The organism is Colwellia psychrerythraea, assembly GCF_000764185.1.
Taxonomy (GTDB): Bacteria; Pseudomonadota; Gammaproteobacteria; order Enterobacterales; family Alteromonadaceae; genus Colwellia; species Colwellia psychrerythraea_B.
Genome location: NZ_JQEC01000022.1, coordinates 1 through 18,146, shown reverse-complemented (window position 1 = coordinate 18,146; position 18,146 = coordinate 1). Strand labels below are relative to the sequence as shown.

General features: G+C 35.4%; 14 protein-coding genes and 1 pseudogene. All 15 read left to right on the top strand.

The genetic code is table 11. The annotated features are described in order from the left end of the window. Positions 1-700, top strand: a 700-nt coding sequence (locus GAB14E_RS25090) for a hypothetical protein (RefSeq protein WP_033082278.1), incomplete at its 5' end; no start/stop codon positions are given. A gap of 705 nt (positions 701-1,405) precedes the next feature. After that, the gene (gene hsdR, locus GAB14E_RS12150) at positions 1,406-3,859 is read left to right on the top strand and encodes an EcoAI/FtnUII family type I restriction enzme subunit R (RefSeq protein ID WP_052093669.1); all 2,454 of its coding nucleotides are present in this window, start codon (positions 1,406-1,408) and stop codon (positions 3,857-3,859) included. Between the two features lie 41 nt (positions 3,860-3,900). Beyond that, positions 3,901-5,406: an N-6 DNA methylase gene (locus tag GAB14E_RS12155; protein ID WP_033082276.1), complete on the top strand. Its 1,506-nt coding sequence runs from the start codon at positions 3,901-3,903 to the stop codon at positions 5,404-5,406. Then, a complete protein-coding gene (locus GAB14E_RS12160) occupies positions 5,406-7,466 on the top strand; it encodes a restriction endonuclease subunit S (RefSeq protein ID WP_081967803.1) in 2,061 nt (686 codons plus the stop codon). The genes GAB14E_RS12155 and GAB14E_RS12160 overlap by 1 nt, the downstream gene beginning before the upstream one ends. Before the next feature lie 17 nt (positions 7,467-7,483). Beyond that, a complete protein-coding gene (locus GAB14E_RS12165; RefSeq protein ID WP_052093668.1) occupies positions 7,484-9,100 on the top strand; it encodes an AAA family ATPase in 1,617 nt (538 codons plus the stop codon). 23 nt (positions 9,101-9,123) lie between these two features. Beyond that, positions 9,124-9,930, top strand: coding sequence for an HNH endonuclease family protein (locus GAB14E_RS12170; protein WP_156115721.1), 807 nt, complete (start codon positions 9,124-9,126; stop codon positions 9,928-9,930). A gap of 84 nt (positions 9,931-10,014) precedes the next feature. Beyond that, entirely contained in the window at positions 10,015-11,385 is a 1,371-nt protein-coding gene (locus GAB14E_RS12175; RefSeq protein WP_033082274.1) for a DUF262 domain-containing protein, read from the top strand. Next, positions 11,375-13,429, top strand: coding sequence for a GmrSD restriction endonuclease domain-containing protein (locus GAB14E_RS12180; RefSeq protein ID WP_033082273.1), 2,055 nt, complete (start codon positions 11,375-11,377; stop codon positions 13,427-13,429). Before GAB14E_RS12175 ends, GAB14E_RS12180 begins: the two co-directional genes overlap by 11 nt. A gap of 116 nt (positions 13,430-13,545) precedes the next feature. Next, a complete protein-coding gene (locus GAB14E_RS12185) occupies positions 13,546-14,733 on the top strand; it encodes a hypothetical protein (RefSeq protein ID WP_033082272.1) in 1,188 nt (395 codons plus the stop codon). After that, complete coding sequence (locus tag GAB14E_RS12190) at positions 14,724-15,515, top strand: hypothetical protein (protein ID WP_033082271.1); 792 nt, start codon at positions 14,724-14,726, stop codon at positions 15,513-15,515. Before GAB14E_RS12185 ends, GAB14E_RS12190 begins: the two co-directional genes overlap by 10 nt. A gap of 212 nt (positions 15,516-15,727) precedes the next feature. After that, positions 15,728-15,931, top strand: a complete 204-nt coding sequence (locus tag GAB14E_RS12195) for an AlpA family transcriptional regulator (RefSeq protein WP_033082270.1) — start codon at positions 15,728-15,730, stop codon at positions 15,929-15,931. A 3-nt stretch (positions 15,932-15,934) separates the two neighbouring features. After that, positions 15,935-16,105, top strand: a pseudogene (locus GAB14E_RS25665) (helix-turn-helix domain-containing protein); the annotation flags it as partial. A gap of 63 nt (positions 16,106-16,168) precedes the next feature. After that, positions 16,169-16,366, top strand: a complete 198-nt coding sequence (locus GAB14E_RS24835) for a hypothetical protein (protein WP_156115720.1) — start codon at positions 16,169-16,171, stop codon at positions 16,364-16,366. Positions 16,367-16,412: 46 nt separating this feature from the next. After that, the gene (locus GAB14E_RS12205; RefSeq protein ID WP_033082269.1) at positions 16,413-17,504 is read left to right on the top strand and encodes a tyrosine-type recombinase/integrase; all 1,092 of its coding nucleotides are present in this window, start codon (positions 16,413-16,415) and stop codon (positions 17,502-17,504) included. A 55-nt stretch (positions 17,505-17,559) separates the two neighbouring features. Continuing rightward, on the top strand, positions 17,560-18,146 hold a 587-nt coding region (locus GAB14E_RS12210), incomplete at its 3' end, for a hypothetical protein (RefSeq protein ID WP_033082268.1).

Genomic DNA, 18,146 nt, shown 5'->3' with positions numbered 1-18,146 from the left:
AAATACAGATGAAAAAAATATATCGATAATAGAATTCTTATTTTTATTATCTTACGATGTTACAGAAGCAAATAACAAAGAAAAGATTACATCACTATTCAAAAAATTCTTTCAAAGTGATGTGAGGGGTACAGTTGAATCAGGTTATATTAAAGGAGATTTTCCACCTTTAGATTTCTCTGGTTTAACGATCTTAAATAGTAGGTTCAAAAATTACCCTAATTTTTTAAAATCAACTTTTGATGATTCTAAATTTATGTATTCTCGATTTGTAAATTGTGGCAATGAACTAGTACATAATTCAGGGGTTTTAAGTGCAGATATAGAGAAAAATTCTTGTGATTTAGGGGATTTATCATTTTCAATACAAAGGTGTATGTCCAAAGATGAACTGAACACAGGATTGATAGATAAGGAGTGTAGAAAATTCTTGAGTAGCTTTACAAAAGGTCAAGGTTTTAAAGCCAGTAAAAAGACTTACATTAAATTTTCAAAGCTTGTTCAAGGTTTAAATGAAAGTAATCTTAAAAATTTAATTAAAGAAGGATTCATTGCTAATAGCGCTTCAAAAGATTGTATCCCAAAGGCAGCTGATACATTTTACAATCTAACTCCACATTTTCAAACTTGTGCTAAAAGATTTATATTAAATGGGACAAAAAGTTCAAATGTTGAAAGGTTTATTGAATATGTCTCTTAAATTAATAAATTTTAGTCTGTATATTAGAACAAGCTGTATAAGGTACTTCTATAGATTAAGTTAATATTATAATTTCTATACTGAAATTGCGTAACAGAAGCAAACTTGAGAATGACTTATCTTTTTAGTAGTACCGCTTTGTTGTATTTTCAACTGGTACTACCTACAGTACTACTAAAAAGCGTGGATTTCAAAAGAACGCTATGAAATACTTTAGACATAAAAAAAACCTGATTTGGTGCCGCTACGGGACTCGTTTGTGCGCCTTAACTAATTGTTATTAATTGATTAAAATAAATTTCAATTAAAGTGTACTACTTGGTGTACTACTTATCGTGAAAGTCACCTTGTTTTTGTTTCTATTTTGGGTAACAAAGAATCCCATTTTAATGCGCATAAAGCTAAATTGAATTCATATAATCATAGGTAAGCTATTTCAAATGAGGCTCAAATTATTGTTGATAACAATTTAGTTGAAGATCTAACTTTTCTGCATTTAGTCGCCTTGGCTATATGACTTAGCTCTAAACACTCCAAAAAGTAGATATTACAAACATACCTTTATTTTACTTCACTTCAAATAATACTCTTAATTTAAAGTAGATCATAACAAAGTCATTATTCTTTTCTAACCATCATTGTTTTTTACTTATAACTATTCAAATTTGTTAGTATAAATCCACTATAGGAAGACTTGGAAAGCTTATGGACAAGAAAAAACTCACCGAAACAGACATCATCACCAAATTCATTATGCCTAGCATTAAAAGTGCAGGGTGGGATGATATGACTCAAATTCGCCAAGAGGTGAAGTTACGTGATGGTAAGGTGATTGTTCGTGGTCAAATCGGCATGCGTAAAACAGTAAAGTCTGCTGATATTGTTTTGTACCATAAACCAAGTATGGCATTAGCTGTTATAGAAGCTAAAGCAAATAAGCATGAAGTAGGTAAGGGCATTCAACAAGGCTTAGACTACGCGCGTTTATTAGACGTGCCGTTTATATTTGCCTCTAATGGGGATGGTTATATATTTCACGATAAAACTGCCCCAGCCACTGGTGGCAAACTGGAAACGGAACTTAGCCTTGATGAGTTTCCTTCACCAGAACAGCTTTGGAGCAAGTACTGTATTTTCAAAGGCTACACCACAGAACAACTTTCATACATTACGCAAGATTTCTACGACGACGGTACTGATAAAGCGCCGCGCTATTACCAACTACAAGCCATCAATAAAACCATAGAAGCAATATCTAAAGGTGAAAATCGGATCCTTTTGGTTATGGCCACAGGTGTAGGTAAAACTTATACCGCATTCCAAATAGCATGGCGCTTATGGAAAGCGAAGAAGAAGAAACGCATTCTATTTCTGGCAGATCGAAATGTACTCATAGACGACCCAAAGCGAAAAGACTTTTTACCCTTTGGCGACTCCATGACCAAAATTACTGGTCGTGAGGTTGATCCTGCATACGAAGTTCACCTAGGCATATACCAAGCACTCACAGGGCCTGAAGAACACCAAAAAGCGTTCAAGCAAGTGAGTCCAGACTTTTTCGATCTCATCGTTATTGATGAGTGTCATCGCGGTAGTGCAGCTGATGATAGCTCATGGCGTGAAATATTGGAGTATTTTGCATCGGCCACTCAAATTGGCCTTACGGCTACACCGAAAGAAACTGACGAAGTATCTAACATCGATTACTTCGGAGAGCCTGTTTATACTTACTCGCTCAAAGAAGGTATTGAAGATGGCTTCTTGTCGCCCTATAAGGTCATTCGTGTCGATATAGATTTAGATATGCAAGGCTGGCGACCGACCAAAGGACAAACCGATAAAAACGGCGAGTTAATTGACGACCGAATTTATAACCAGAAAGATTTTGACCGAACCCTAGTCATCGATGAACGTACACAGCTAGTGGCTGAAACTATTACCAGCTATCTTAAACGTACCGACCCAATGGCTAAAACCATAGTTTTTTGTAACGATATTAATCACGCTGAACGTATGCGCAGAGCCTTAGTGAATTTAAATCCCGAGCAAGTCGCTAAAAACGAAAAATACGTCATGAAAATTACGGGTGATGATGAGTTGGGCAAAAACCAGCTTGAAAACTTCATGAACCCTAAAAAAGGCTATCCAGTGATTGCCACTACCTCCGAGTTAATGACCACAGGTGTCGATGCGAAAACCTGTAAGCTGATCGTACTCGACCAAAATATACAATCAATGACCAAGTTCAAACAAATTATTGGCCGAGGCACACGCATAGACGAAAAATTCAATAAACTCTGGTTCACCATATTAGATTTCAAAAAAGCCACCGAGCTGTTTGCTGATGAAAACTTCGATGGCGACCCAGTTCAAGTCATGGATAAAAAGCCAACCGACATTATTGATGGCGAAGGTGATATTGATGGTGAAATCGCACCAGATGATTCAATCGGCGATGTAGACTCACCTGATTACAAAGCAACACCTGATGAACCAACCGACCTCGATGCACCGCAAGTTGATGGCGACTGGGATGAAACATATACAGGTGAAATAACCGATGACGAAGAAAAGAAACCCTTCATCAAGTTTCATATTTCAGGCGTAACCGTTAAAAAAATGGCAGAGCGTGTCCAGTATTACGACACTGACGGCAAACTCGTTACCGAATCATTTAAAGATTACACCCGTAAAACCATGCACGCACAATTTAGCTCATTAGACGCGTTTGTTAAACGCTGGAATGAAGCTGACCGAAAACAAACCGTTATTGATGAGTTAGAGCATGCAGGCATAATCTGGGCAGCATTAGAGCAAGAAGTCGGTAAAGAGTTAGATCCTTTCGATATGATCTGCCACGTTGTTTACGACCAACCCGCATTAACGCGCAAAGAACGAGCAAACAACGTTAAAAAGCGTAACTATTTCACTAAATATTCAGACACAGCGCAAACCGTGTTAGATAATCTACTCACCAAATATGCAGATGTTGGCGTACAAGAAATAGAAAACATGCAAGTGCTTAAAGTACAGCCCTTTACCGAGATAGGTAGCCTCAGTGAAATTGTTAAAAAAGGCTTTGGCGGCAAACCCAAATACGATCAAGCGATCAGTGAATTAGAGGCTGAAATTTATCAGCCAGCGAAACACTCTGCCTAATTATCTAACTAAATATTAAATACAAAAAATAAGAGAAAACTATGTCAATCAGCTCAGTAATCAAATCAATTCAAGACATCATGCGCAAAGACGCAGGTATAGACGGCGACGCACAGCGTTTAGGGCAAATGTCATGGTTACTCTTTTTAAAAGTCTTTGACGCCCAAGAAGAAGAACTAGAGCTAGAACTAGACAACTACAAAGCGCCAATTCCAGAGCAATACTTATGGCGTAACTGGGCAGAAAATGCCGAAGGCATAACAGGTGAAACCCTATTAGACTTTGTGAACGACGAGCTATTTCCACATCTTAAAACCTTAACAGCACCTATCGACCTTAACCCGCGTGGTTATGTTGCCAAGGCCGCGTTCAGCGATGCGTTTAACTACATGAAAAACGGCACGCTATTACGGCAAGTAATCAACAAACTTAACGAAATTGACTTTACCGACTCGCAAGAGCGTCACCTATTTGGTGATATTTACGAGCAAATTCTAAAAGACCTACAAAGTGCTGGTAATGCGGGCGAATTCTACACACCACGCGCCATTACCAAGTTTATTGTTGAAGTTATCAACCCCAAACTAGGCGAAGCTATTATTGACCCTGCTTGTGGTACTGGTGGCTTTTTATCCTGTTCGTTTGACCATGTTAAAAACAACTACGTGAAAAGCGCGAGTGACCATCAAACACTGCAAAAACAAATTCACGGTGTTGAGAAAAAACAATTACCGCACTTATTATGTACTACCAACATGATGCTGCACGGCATTGAAGTACCCGTACAAGTTAAGCACGGTAATACCCTGAACAAACCGCTTTCAAATTGGGATGAGCAATACGATGTTATTGTCACTAATCCCCCTTTTGGTGGCACAGAAGAAGACGGCATCGAGAAGAATTTTCCGACCGAGTTCCGTACTCGCGAAACGGCAGACTTGTTCTTACAACTCATTATTGAAGTGCTTGCTGCCCCGCAAGGTGATAAAAATGGCGGACGTGCCGCAGTAGTATTACCCGACGGCACATTATTTGGTGAAGGCGTAAAAACTAAAATTAAAAAGCTATTAACCGAAGAATGTAACCTACACACTATTGTGCGTTTACCTAATGGCGTATTTAATCCATATACAGGTATTAAAACCAACATTCTGTTTTTCACTAAAGGCACACCGACTAAAGACGTGTGGTTTTATGAACACCCATACCCAGCGGGCGTTAAAAACTACAACAAAACCAAACCGATGAAGTTTGAAGAGTTTACAACTGAGCTTGACTGGTGGGGTAATGAAGCTGACGGTTTTGCCTCGCGTGTTGAAACAAACCAAGCGTGGAAAGTATCAATAGATGATATTATTAAACGTAACTTTAATTTAGACATTAAAAACCCGTACCAAGGTGAAGTATTAAGTCACGACCCACAAGAGTTATTAACCGACTTCGCCAAACAACAAGCCGATATTCAAGGCTTGCGCAATCAGCTTAAAGGAATTTTATCAGCAGCACTTTCTAATAAAGAAGCAAATAGTGAAAGTGGTGCGAAGTAATGTCTAATGTAAACAACCTAATAACCGACAATATTGATGTTTGGACAAGCGCAATTAAAAAGCGCAATGCTACAGGGCGAGGTTCAAGTAAGAAGATAGAATTAACAGGCATTAAAAAGCTACGAAAGCTTATTTTAGAGCTCGCTGTCCGCGGTAAGTTAGTCTCGCAAAATGTAAAAGATCAACCTGCAAGTACTCTACTTGAAAGGATTACTGAAGAGAGAGAACACTTAGTTGCACTTAAGAAGATTAAAAAGCTAAATCAACTACCAGTAATCACAGATGAAGAGAAACCGTTTGATATACCTACATCATGGATCTTTAAAAGGTTTGGCGATTTAATGTTTAATCGTGATGGTGAAAGGAAACCAGTATCCGCATCTGAAAGAAAGGGAATACAAGGGCAATATGACTATTACGGAGCTTCAGGTGTAATAGACCAAGTTAATGACTTCTTATTTGATAAATCACTTTTATTGATTGGTGAAGACGGTGCAAATTTAATTAGTAGAAGCACTCCGATTGCATTTCTTGCTCATGGTAAATATTGGGTTAATAACCATGCGCATGTGCTAGATGGAATCACAACTGAATTTCTTGAGTTTATTGCATTGCATATAAATGCAATCTCACTTGAAGCTTATATTACAGGCACAGCACAGCCTAAAATGAATCAAGCTAAGATGAACAGTATTGTATTAGCTGTACCTCCAGAAGCCGAACAACACCGCATCGTCGCCAAAGTCGATGAATTAATGGCGTTGTGTGACGAGTTAGAGCAACAAACCGAACAAAGCCTAACTGCGCATCAAACCTTAGTAGAAACACTGTTAGCCACGCTTGTCGACGCTAAACCGAACACGCCGTCTACACAAAACAGCGGTTCATCATCAGCACAAAACGGGTTAACTACTAACGCCGAAGAATGCACAGCTAATGACTTTCAAGAAAACTGGCAACGTATCGCAGATCACTTCGATACGTTATTCACTACAGAAAGCAGCATAGAATCACTCAAGCAAACCATCTTACAACTCGCCGTAATGGGTAAACTCGTCCCACAAAATACAACTGATGAACCCGCTAGCGTTCTGCTTGGAAAAATAGCCGCTGAAAAAGCCCAACTGATCGCCGACAAAAAAATAAAAAAACAAAAGCCACTACCTGCAATTACTGAAAAAGATAAAACTCTAGAACTACCTAATGGTTGGGAGTGGTCTAGATTTGAAGGTATTGCTAAAAATGAAAAGAATGCTTTGAAAGCAGGACCTTTCGGTTCGGCCCTAAAAAAATCTATGTATGTAGAGTCAGGCTATAAAATATATGGGCAAGAGCAGGTTATATCAGGAAATGAGAATATCGGAGACTACTTTGTTGATGAAGAAAAGTATCAATCATTAATTTCATGCAAAGTTCAGCCCGACGATATGCTTATAAGCCTTGTCGGCACTATTGGAAAAGTATTGGTGTTATCTGATACTTGCCACGCAGGAATTATTAACCCTCGCCTAGTTAAATTGAGCTTGAATGATTCAATTTCTAAAAGGTATATACAAATATTACTTGGTAGTAAGCTTATTCAAGATGAACTTTTTGAAAAAAGTCATGGCTCTACAATGAACGTACTAAATTTAGGTTTATTAAAACAATTGATATTTCCTGTCCCTTGCACCGAAGAACAACCTCGAATTGTCGCTAAAGTCGATGAACTAATGGCATTATGCGACCAACTTAAAGCCCGTTTATCTGACGCCCAAACCACCCAAGTTCACCTCGCCGATGCCATGGTTAGCAACGCTCTCGGGCAAAAAGTGAAAAATGTAGAAACAAAGGTTGAAACACAAACTATGAAAATAACTACAGCACTAAGTGTTACTGAACAATACATTAACCAAGACGATGGACTGCTGTCTTCATTAATTAAAAATGAAGATGGTGAAGCCGATGCTAAAGTTGTTTGGAATAAATCTAAACTTGATTTACCAAGTTTTTATAAACAACTAAAAAAAGAAATTGAAACTGGTTACATTAACTCACCAGCTAAAGCTGATTTTGAATAATAAGAAGAGTATTTACAATGAAGTTAAAGGAACTAACCTTACCCAACTATAAAGGATTTGTTAATTTTACAACAACCTTTGACCAAGGCTCTGCTATTACGACGATTATTGGTCAAAATGGCGTTGGTAAATCGAATTTAATAGAAGTTATTGTTGCAATCTTTAGGTCACTAGATCTTGGTGAACAGACAGACTTTAGTTATGTCCTGCTCTATGAGTGCAGAGGTCATGACGTTCAAGTTAGGCATGATGTAAAAAATAAGAGTCAGAACTTAGTCAATATTAATGGTGTCAAAAAAAGTTTTCCGTTTTTAAAGAGTAATGCAAATGAGTATTTACCATTAAATGTCTTCACTTACTACTCAGGTACTAATTGGCGTGTTGAAGAGCTATTTGTAAAACACCAAACTCAATTTTATAAGCGACTAACTGAAGGTGATGATTCATTATTACGAAGGTTTTTTTATTGCCGAGATGTACATAGCTTTTTTGTATTGCTCGCATTTTTGGTCGATGATGATCCAGCATGTAAAGCATTACTTAAAAAGTTAGACATAAAGGGCATTGATTCAGTTCTATTTTGCTTAAAAAAGCCTTATTGGTTTAAAAATAAACCCAGTGAGATAATGCAAGCTGAAGGCGATGCTAGATTTTGGTACTCAAGAGGTATAGTTAAAGATTTTTTAAGTAATCTTTGGAAGCATTCAATTGCACCAATTGATAATAAAGAAAGGAAGACCATTGACTTTAGGGGGCGTTCTGAAAATCAAGAACGTCTATATATGTTTTTATCTGATGAAACTGCTCTGCGAAATTTAGCTGAAGAATATTCAGATACAACGTCATTTTTTAAGAATATTGAAAGTACCTATATCGCAGATATATTAGAAAATGTTGAAGTTACTGTTGAGCTTGAAAATGGTCAAGAATTAACATTCGATCAACTTTCGGAAGGCGAACGCCAATTACTTACTGTTTTAGGGCTAATGAAGTTCACTCGTGATGATGAATCTTTATTTTTATTAGATGAGCCTGATACCCATTTAAACCCTAGATGGAAATTAGATTACTTTGCTCAAATTGAAAAAATATTGAATCATAAAATTGAGGGGACTAATAAAACAGCTTGGGACTCAAGCCAAGTCATATTAACTACCCACGATCCCTTAATGCTCACATCTCTTTATGCTAGTCAGATTCGTGTATTAACGGAAAGTAGCATTGATGGTAAAAAATCTGACGAACCGGATGAAGATCCTATTCATATGGGAGTTGAAGCAATAATTCAATCTGGGTTATATGGTATTAGAACGAGTTTAGATAAAGAGCTTCAATTAAAGATTGATTTAAGAAATCGATTATTGTCTATGCAAAAAGAAGACTCAGCACCATCTGAAGAGTTAATCAGCATTAATAATGAGCTTGATGCGATTGGTTTGTCGCAAGTTCATCCAAATCCATATTTTTCAAACTTTGCTAAAGCCTTATCTCGAAACCCTTTATTTAGAAAGCCAGAGTTTACAGCCGATGAATATGAAGAGATCCAACGCTTGTCTGAAGAAATGCTGAACGAGATTTTAGAGTGCGAGACGGTTGATTTAGATAAACAAAACTCTGATGGAAAAATAACATGATAAAAATAGTAATCCCCAGAGATTTGCCAGACGAAATTATTGTTTGGAAGGCAAGAGCTGAAGAAATTACCGCAGAGATCATTGAGGCGGTAACTTTAGAAGACAAAAAAAGACTAATTACACGATACAAAAATCATTGGCGTAATGAGGATCTCGTAAACTGGTTATCAAGCCTTTCCGATGATAAGTGCTGGTATACAGAAGCAAAGTTTGGAGGGGATAATCAAGAAATTGAACATTTCCGTCCAAAAGGCCAAGTAAAAGACAAAGATGGTAATGTTCATGACGATCATGACGGCTATAACTGGTTAGCATTTGATCTCGATAATTATCGATTATGTAAAGGCCGACCAAATAGAAGGAAGAGTACATTTTTTCCGATAATTGATGAGCGTAACCGTGCAATTAGTGAAGAATATGATTGGCGTGATGAAACTCCACTATTTTTAGACCCTATAGAAGATGAAGACCCGTTATTTATAACTTTTGATGAAAATGGTATACCTGCGCCTGAAGATGAGCTTGAAGACCAAGATCAACGTCGAGTAGAGTTTACTATAGATAAGTATTTTTTGGATGATACTGTATTGAATCGTCGTCGGGCATTGACATGGAGCACATGTCGGGAACTTTATTATAGTTATCAACATAAAATGCATGAAGCTAAAAATGCCCCAAATGACCGAGTTAGATTAAGGACGGAGGCAAAAAAGGATTTAGAAACACTTAAGTCATTATTGATGAGTGATAAAGAGTTTTCAAAAGTTGCTCGCTGCTCTATTGAAAAAATAGGTGACAGATTTGCAAGAAATCTAGTTAGTAGCATATAAAGTTAATAAAATTTTTTTAATCGAAATTCAAACTTAAGTCATGCATAAAACAATTTAACGTATTTAAAAGAGTATCCTGTCAACATGATTAAAAATGGTGGAATGCAATCTTGTGTTCGTGCGATCGGTAGCGTCTTACAAGACAAGTTGAATATACCTGTTTATCAACGGCCTTACCGTTGGAGTGAAAAGCATGTATCACAGTTAATTCAAGATATTATTCATCACCAAGATAAATCGTCTTATAGATTAGGTACAGTCGTTGTTCATGATAAAGATGGCAAGCTAGATATTGTTGACGGCCAACAGCGATTGCTAACCCTGTCATTAACCGTTGCTGCGATGAAAAGCCGATTACCAAAAATCGATGTTTTTAAACTTAACCTAGAGCATGGAGAGTTTAAAAATAATGAAAACGATTTTCTACAATCAATGCTTATTACAAACACAATTAGCATTGAAAACTTAAAACACAACAGCGTTATTATCGACCAAAAGCTAGCGAACCTTGCTGAAGATGAGCTTGATAAACTAGCCCATTTTTTAGTTAATGCTTGTACTGTTGTATTTATAACCCTTAACGATTTGTCTGAAGCCTTTCAGTTTTTTGATAGCCAAAATGCACGTGGTAAATCACTAGAGCCTTACGACTTATTAAAGGCTTATCACCTTCGTGAAATGGAACATGAGCCAGAGCAAGTTCAAATTGATATTATTGAAAAATGGGAAAACGAAGCTAAAGAAGGGGGCGCGTTAAAAGAGATATTTGATGATTACTTATTTCGTATTAAAAAGTGGCTAAAGCATGAAGAAGGGCGCTATTTTACTAAAGATGATGTCGATCTATTTAAAGGGCTAAACCCTGATGATAAAAACTTACCTCCGTATTTTTTGTTATATAAAATGTCGCACCATATTACTGATGATTATAACCAAGATAATGTACGAAAAATTGACGAACAACATCTAACCTATCCGTTTGCTATTAACCAAGTTGTATTAAATGGTCGTCGTTTTTTTGAGGCTACACAACATTACGTCAATATATTAAAACAGCTTGAAGATCACCCCGATTTAAAAGAGTATTTCGTTTTTAGTAAACAAGACGGTTACACAGGGGAGGGCCGCAAAGGCGATCAGTATGTTAAAAATTTATTTAAATGTGTACTGATGTTTTATTTCGATAAATTTGGTGAAGCGCGTTTAAAGCAAGCAGGTTTGTTGTGCTTTCTATGGGCATATAGCTTACGTATTAATTTACAAACACTGCAATTGGCAAGTATGGACAACCATGCATTATCATCTAAAAATTTATTTTTTAAGATCAATAATGCTATTTATTCAAAAGATGTATTTAGTTTTATTGTTACCCCTTTAACTGCTTGCCGAGCAACAAAAATGGGTAAGATTAAGCAAATTTTCATTGATAATAAGTTGTTACCTAATGACAAATAAAGCGCAAGATATTACTCCATTAACGATAAGCCAGTTATTTAGTAATGCTGATTATATTATTCCAAGGTATCAACGAAATTATGCGTGGGGTGCTATTGAAATTAATCAGTTGATTCAAGATATTTGGGATCAATGTCAACATAAAGCTAACAACAGTTACTATTTAGGCTCTTTAGTTGTTTTTGAACGAGAAAGGCTATTTGCTGATGCAACCCAATACGAAACTATTGATGGTCAACAACGTCATACTACTTTGTCTATATTATTGGCTGTATTTAAAAATTGTTTTGGAAAAACCTTAGGCTCGGAAGTAGGTGTTAATTTAACATTTGATTGCAGGCCTGCATCTGAAACTACATTACATGATTTATACCGTGAAGGAGTTAAAGAAAGTCGATTTAAGACACCTGAAACCTCTATGGTTAATGCATATGTTATTGCTGAAAATTACCTGTTAGCATTGTTTAATGATGAAAAAACGCGTGATATTTACATTACTAAATTATGGGATTACTTTATAAGTAAAGTCGTTATTTTACGTTCGCCTGTGCCCAGTGACACCGATTTAAACCACTATTTTGAAATAATGAATAATCGTGGTGAACAGTTAGAAAAGCATGAAGTGTTAAAAGCGCGTTTGATGGAAAAGGTTGAAGGAGATAGCAGGCAGTTCGCTTTCGGTAAAATTTGGGATGCTTGTTCTGATATGAGCAGTTATGTCCAATATGGCTTTAATACTGATGTTCGTTTTAATATTTTTGGTAACGAATTAAATGATACCCAAACTATCTTTAATCAAACTAGAGGCTTTGAGACTATCGTTCAGGCATATGAAGAAGCTAAAACGAACAAGAAAAACAAACAAAAAGACGCTGTTATTGATGATATAAAGCCAAGTAGTATTTCTTCTATTTTTGCTGGCGCTAAAATTAAAACTGTAAATACTAAACCTAGTGACGATTCAGACGAACGCTTCGATTCTATTATTAATTTTCCGAATTTTTTATTGCATACGTTAAAAGTTATGCAAGCAAAGCCTACTGATAATGTAACAGATGATGAGGCATTAAATTCACTTGATGAATTATGTCCACTTGATGATAAACGTTTGTTAGATGCTTTTGATGTGAGTAATGTTGGAGCTGAATTATTTGTTATGGCATTGCTTAAAGCTCGTTACTTATTTGATAAATATATTATTAAGCGAGAGCGTGATAAAGATTGGAGTTTGAAGCGTATGATACATTACGCTAAAAGTGACTCTACAAACTACATTAATACATTTTCTAAAGATGCTGATGACTATAAAGAAACTGAAGGTGTAGTTACCAACATTAACCATCAAGTTAAAATGTTGATCGCGATGCTCCATGTGTCTTTCCCGCAGATGATTTATAAGAACTGGTTAAGCGGTGTGCTTAATTATTTATATAATCAGAATGATAATGCAGATAGCCAAACCTATTTAAGCTTTTTAGAAAGTTATAATGATCGAATTTTTTATGGGTTATTTGGTGAGAAAAAACAGTTAAGATTTTACCAAATAAATTTTACTAAAACACCTTACTCAACAGTTTTTAATAATGGAGAGTTATTAAAGTCGACGCATATTCAAAACTATATTTTTAACCGCCTTGATTATGCTATTTGGAAGTATAGTGTTGTTAATACCATTAATATGACGATTGATAAAACAAGAGATATGCAGAAAATATGTAGACATTTCTCTTTTTCTTTAAGAAGTTCTGTTGAGCATTATTACCCTCAAACGCCAATGGAAGGACAACCTGACCTTGTATCTACTGAGCTAAGTAATGGCGTAGATTCTTTTGGGAATCTGTGTTTAATTAGCCGCTCAAAAAATTCTAAGTTAAGTAATTTATTACCTAATGCTAAAAAAGATCATTACCCCGTTGACGCTAAAAATATTGAAAGCCTAAAACAGCAGTTAATGCTTTCATATCCACAATGGAATAGTGAATATGCTGAAAACATTAAAAACCATGAAGAAGAAATGCTGGCGTTGCTAATACAAAAACACTAAAAATAAATTGATAAGTAATAGTTTAATAATTATACGATTTATTGATGTTTTTTATATTCCCATAACGTTTATCTTGTTACGATGCTTGTATGGTTGAAATGTATACAGGACGATGAATGGCAGGTCAATATTCACCAATACAGTTTTTTAGAAAAGTATCTAATAAATATCTAATTGATTACTTTGAAAAGAAAAATATCTATTTGGATATAGACCTTTACGCTGTTAAGGAGAATGACGGAAAAACTATATTTACCGCTTTTAAAAAGCTTGATGAGGTAACACGTCACGACTGTGAATCTGACTTTCAACGTGTTCATGCAATGGCTAATGAAATAGGTATTATTGCACTTTTTGAAGAAGCTACGCTATCAGATAACTTTTACTTCATAGACATGTTTAAGATAGAACTACATAGCTTTCATGATAAAGCTATGTTTGCGTATTTAAACAGCCCTGAGTATTGGCAAGCCGCTTCATTAATTTTTCAAGCCAAAAGGCTTACAGCATCTTCATGGCGAACAATAAGTAACTTACCAAAATTACAAAAAACGATTACTGATATCGATATAAAAATATTATCTAAATCCATAGGTGAATACTTTTTTGAGAAAGAAGGACGGGGTGGTCGTTGTCATATCGAGCACTATGAACGCGATAATCTTGATTTTTTTTATGCATTTCCCGAAGACTTTTCCAAGTCAGAGGTCGAATGGGTAAAAGATACGTTACAAGATCTCCCGCACACAATGGCTTTAGAAATTATTTTTGTGTATTGCCAAGAAAAAAATACTCTATCGATACACGCTAAGAAGACAGCCAAAAATATTCCGAAACTTCAACAATTATTTGGTCAATATATCCTTAAACAGCAACTCACTAGTTTTATTCCTGTGGTTGAAACTAAGGTATATAACCTTGAAGCTTTAGTTGAAAAAGATTTTAATTTTATTATTGATGAAAACTCTGATATTCATTTGGTACAAATACTACAAGCAACAGCTAGTTGTAAATTAAACCCTAAAGAGAAAATAAAGGTAATAAGCTGTCCTGATAAAAATGTAAATGCCGTACATGAGAGGTTAGCTAAATTAAACCTTGAAGATGTATATATTAGCCAAGTTGTTCTAAAAGCTGTATTTAAACCTTCTAAAGGGAAAAAATTACGGCAGAAGCAATTTTCAATTACAACGCCAGATAAATGTAATTTATCTATGTTTGGTGAAGATTTATTGATACGAAATGTTCTTAGAGCATCAGGTATTGAACCAGAATCAACTAACTTGAGTTTACCATGGCTATAGACCAAGTTTTATTATTGATATTGAATCATTTATCTAAACATAAAAAGCTAGTGGTAAGTTGGGCGGCGATACAGTTATGGCAACCTAAAGCTTTTGAGTTGCTACTTAAAAACCACGTTATAAAGCCTACTGATAAAGCGAATAATATCCAATGTCAAATTTGTGAAAAACATTGCACGGTTGATGTAACACGACATGATTACCCTAATAATAATATACGTTACTATGCGATGTGCTTGGATGATTATATGCATGAACAAGTAGGGCGCATGACTATTCCTCCAGAGCAACTTATGCAATGGCAGTATAGCACCAAGCAACTATTGAAAATTATTGCGCGTTTACTTGATATTGATAAAGAAGTTACTTTCTCGGTAAATACAGAGCAAACACGTTTAGCCATGTTAGCAAAAGATGCAGGACGTAAATGGGTAACGTTAATTCATAACCCCTTAGCGCTGGAAATCAATCAAATGATTTTACCTCTTGAAGAGATACTTTATTTTGATGGTAATTCGCTGGCGTTAGATATTGACAGAGTTAACTATGCCTTAAATCTTAAACAACCAGCTCAAGAAAAAGGTTATTCACCTAACGTAAATAAAAGAGATAAAGGTAAATTTAATACTCAAGCTATGCATCAAGATTGGCAAGATGAAGCTATAAGGCTTAAAAAGAAATCCCCAAATCATAACAAAACTTGGATATCAAAACAGATAGCTAAATTGTCTATTGCACAGGAAAGAAGTGCCGAAACCATACGAAAAAGTATAGATGTTTAGATAAAGTTGGGCGGAAACTTTTCGCCCAAAATATCAAGCCTAACCCACTAATTTTAAATGATTTAACCGAAATCTACTTAAGCTTTACATTATCTCCGCATCGATATAGCCCACTAAAATAGAACACTAGCCCTTAAAGTTAATACCTTTTAACGCCCAAATCGCCCATTTAATCTTTATCTCGTTCCCACTAACGATTAAAAGGTATCAACATGTCTAACAATATTATTCGCTTACCAGCGGTTAAAGCAAAAACAGGTTTATCACGCAGTAGTATTTATTTACGTATGAGTAAAAATGAATTCCCTAAAAGTATTTCATTAGGTGACCGTGCAATTGGCTGGCTTGAAAGTGATATAGAGCAATGGATAGAAGAAAAAGTATCAGCAAGTAAACAATTACAAAGAGAGGGGTAATGTATGGCTAAACGTTACAACCCAAACAAATGCAAAATAAACCGTAATTATTCAATTAGTGAAATAGCGCTACTTTATCAGGTGCATAAAAGCACTGTTAAAGCCTGGCTTAAAAGAGGGTTAATAAAGATAGATAGTCAACGGCCTTATTTGATATTAGGGAGTGACTTAAGGCTATTTTTAAAGGATCTCAGAGGTATTAATAAACGACCATGTGAACTAGGTGAGATATTTTGTATGAAATGCAGATCGCCAAGAATACCAGAGCAAGAATCTATTACGTTTGAAGCTGAATCTTCTACGTATGGCCGAATTAAAGCGCGTTGTGAAGTATGTCATTCATCTATGAATAGATACTTTAGATTACAAGAGTTATCAGTATTACAACGACATTTTGCGGTGATCTTACCGTTGCAACAAAAACGATTAGGTTAGTTGTTTAACTTCCCCCTAAACAGTGCTTTTAATAATAGAGGTCAAAATGAAAAAACATAATATTAATAACGAACGAATTAAGCGTAAATATTTAACTTTTATGAAGGAGGCAAAACGTCATAGTGAAGCGTCATTAGATTGTATTGCTAAAGCTATAAACCGATTTGAAGAGTACAACAGATATAAAGACTTTAAGGCTTTTCATTTCAACCAAGCGGTAGGTTTTAAAAATACACTCCTTACTCAAAAAAGCCTAAAAACAGGAGAAAACTTAAGTAAGTCAACCATCAATGGAACGTGTAACCACTTAAAGGTTTTCTTTCAATGGCTGGCGCAACAAACAGGTTATAAATCTAGGTTTAATTACACCGACGCGGATTATTTTAACCTATCAGAAAAAGATACCCGTATTGCTGGCGCTAAGCGTAAAAAGCCAGTGGCGACATTAGAGCAAATAATTCATGTGCTAGAGAAAATGCCTAATAATACGGATATAGAAAAACGGAATAAGGCAATAATGGCATTTACCATATTAACTGGGGCAAGAGATAGCGCTATAGCTTCATTTAAAGTTAAGCACGTTGATTTAATAAACGGCTCAGTATTTCAAGACGCAAGGGAGGTTAAAACTAAATTCAGTAAAACGTTTACGACTTACTTTTTTCCTGTAGGGAGGTTACCTATAAAAATATTAGCTGAGTGGATAGAGCATATTAAAGTAGAGTTGTTATTCAGTCATGACGATCCGTTATTTCCTAAAACTAAAGTCGCGAATACCAAAGAAAAGAAGTTTAGTGCATGCGGTGTGTTGAAAGAGCATTGGTCTACTGCTAACCCAATACGCGATATATTTAAACGTTCTTTTAAAGCGGCAGGGCTTCAATACTTCAACCCGCATAGCTTTAGAGATACTTTAGTTAGAATAGGAGAGCAGTTATGCCAGACACCTGAAGAGTTTAAATCATGGAGTCAAAATTTGGGGCATGCTGGCGTATTAACTACTTTGTATAGCTATGGTGACGTACCTGATTATCGACAAGCGGAGTTAATTAAAAAACTTAATCAGCCAAGAACTAGCCAAACTCCTGAAAAGCAGAAAGAATTTGAAGAAATGTTTAACAAAATGATGAATAAATGATTGAATTTATTTAAGATAGTGCATTGTTTGTTTTTTATAAATTGATTTACTCAAAATGGCTCAATGTACTACTGATAAATGTAACCTTGATGGAAAGTATGAAGATAAATGCGCGTTGCATTGTAAAAAAAAAGATTATCAGTCAGATAAACTTAAAGGGATATTAGATGACTTTTATGAGGAACTAGCTCAATATATTTACGAGGAGTTGAGCAACGTAAATAATAAAAAATTACAAGATGCTCTACTTAATGCCAGAGAAGAACATCTTAAAAAAAGTCATTTCTCCTATGCCTCATTATTACTTGATGACGGAGATGAGATTTTAAAAGAAATATTAACTGATGAAATCATATTTTTTGGAGCTATAAACTTTCCAGAAATAAAGTCTAGAGATACATTTAGTTTTTTTAAAATTTTCCAATTATTTAAAGGGTTACATTTTGACCGTTCAACAATAGGTTTTGGTAGTATCAACTTAAATAATGTTCAGATTTTCTTTCAAGATTGCACGTTTGAAAATGACTGGTCTATTCATTCATATTTGATAATTGAAGATGTCGTTAGCAAAACTATATTTCAAAATTGCATTTTTAAAGAGCGTGTATCTAGTGCAGCAAAAGAACATTCAAGAGATATATT

Coding starts and splice junctions, on each gene's coding strand:
- hsdR (WP_052093669.1), top strand. CDS start 1,406: ATGGACAAGAAAAAACTCACCGAAACAGACATCATCACCAAATTCATT.
- GAB14E_RS12155 (WP_033082276.1), top strand. CDS start 3,901: ATGTCAATCAGCTCAGTAATCAAATCAATTCAAGACATCATGCGCAAA.
- GAB14E_RS12160 (WP_081967803.1), top strand. CDS start 5,406: ATGTCTAATGTAAACAACCTAATAACCGACAATATTGATGTTTGGACA.
- GAB14E_RS12165 (WP_052093668.1), top strand. CDS start 7,484: ATGAAGTTAAAGGAACTAACCTTACCCAACTATAAAGGATTTGTTAAT.
- GAB14E_RS12175 (WP_033082274.1), top strand. CDS start 10,015: ATGATTAAAAATGGTGGAATGCAATCTTGTGTTCGTGCGATCGGTAGC.
- GAB14E_RS12180 (WP_033082273.1), top strand. CDS start 11,375: ATGACAAATAAAGCGCAAGATATTACTCCATTAACGATAAGCCAGTTA.
- GAB14E_RS12185 (WP_033082272.1), top strand. CDS start 13,546: ATGGCAGGTCAATATTCACCAATACAGTTTTTTAGAAAAGTATCTAAT.
- GAB14E_RS12190 (WP_033082271.1), top strand. CDS start 14,724: ATGGCTATAGACCAAGTTTTATTATTGATATTGAATCATTTATCTAAA.
- GAB14E_RS12195 (WP_033082270.1), top strand. CDS start 15,728: ATGTCTAACAATATTATTCGCTTACCAGCGGTTAAAGCAAAAACAGGT.
- GAB14E_RS24835 (WP_156115720.1), top strand. CDS start 16,169: ATGAAATGCAGATCGCCAAGAATACCAGAGCAAGAATCTATTACGTTT.
- GAB14E_RS12205 (WP_033082269.1), top strand. CDS start 16,413: ATGAAAAAACATAATATTAATAACGAACGAATTAAGCGTAAATATTTA.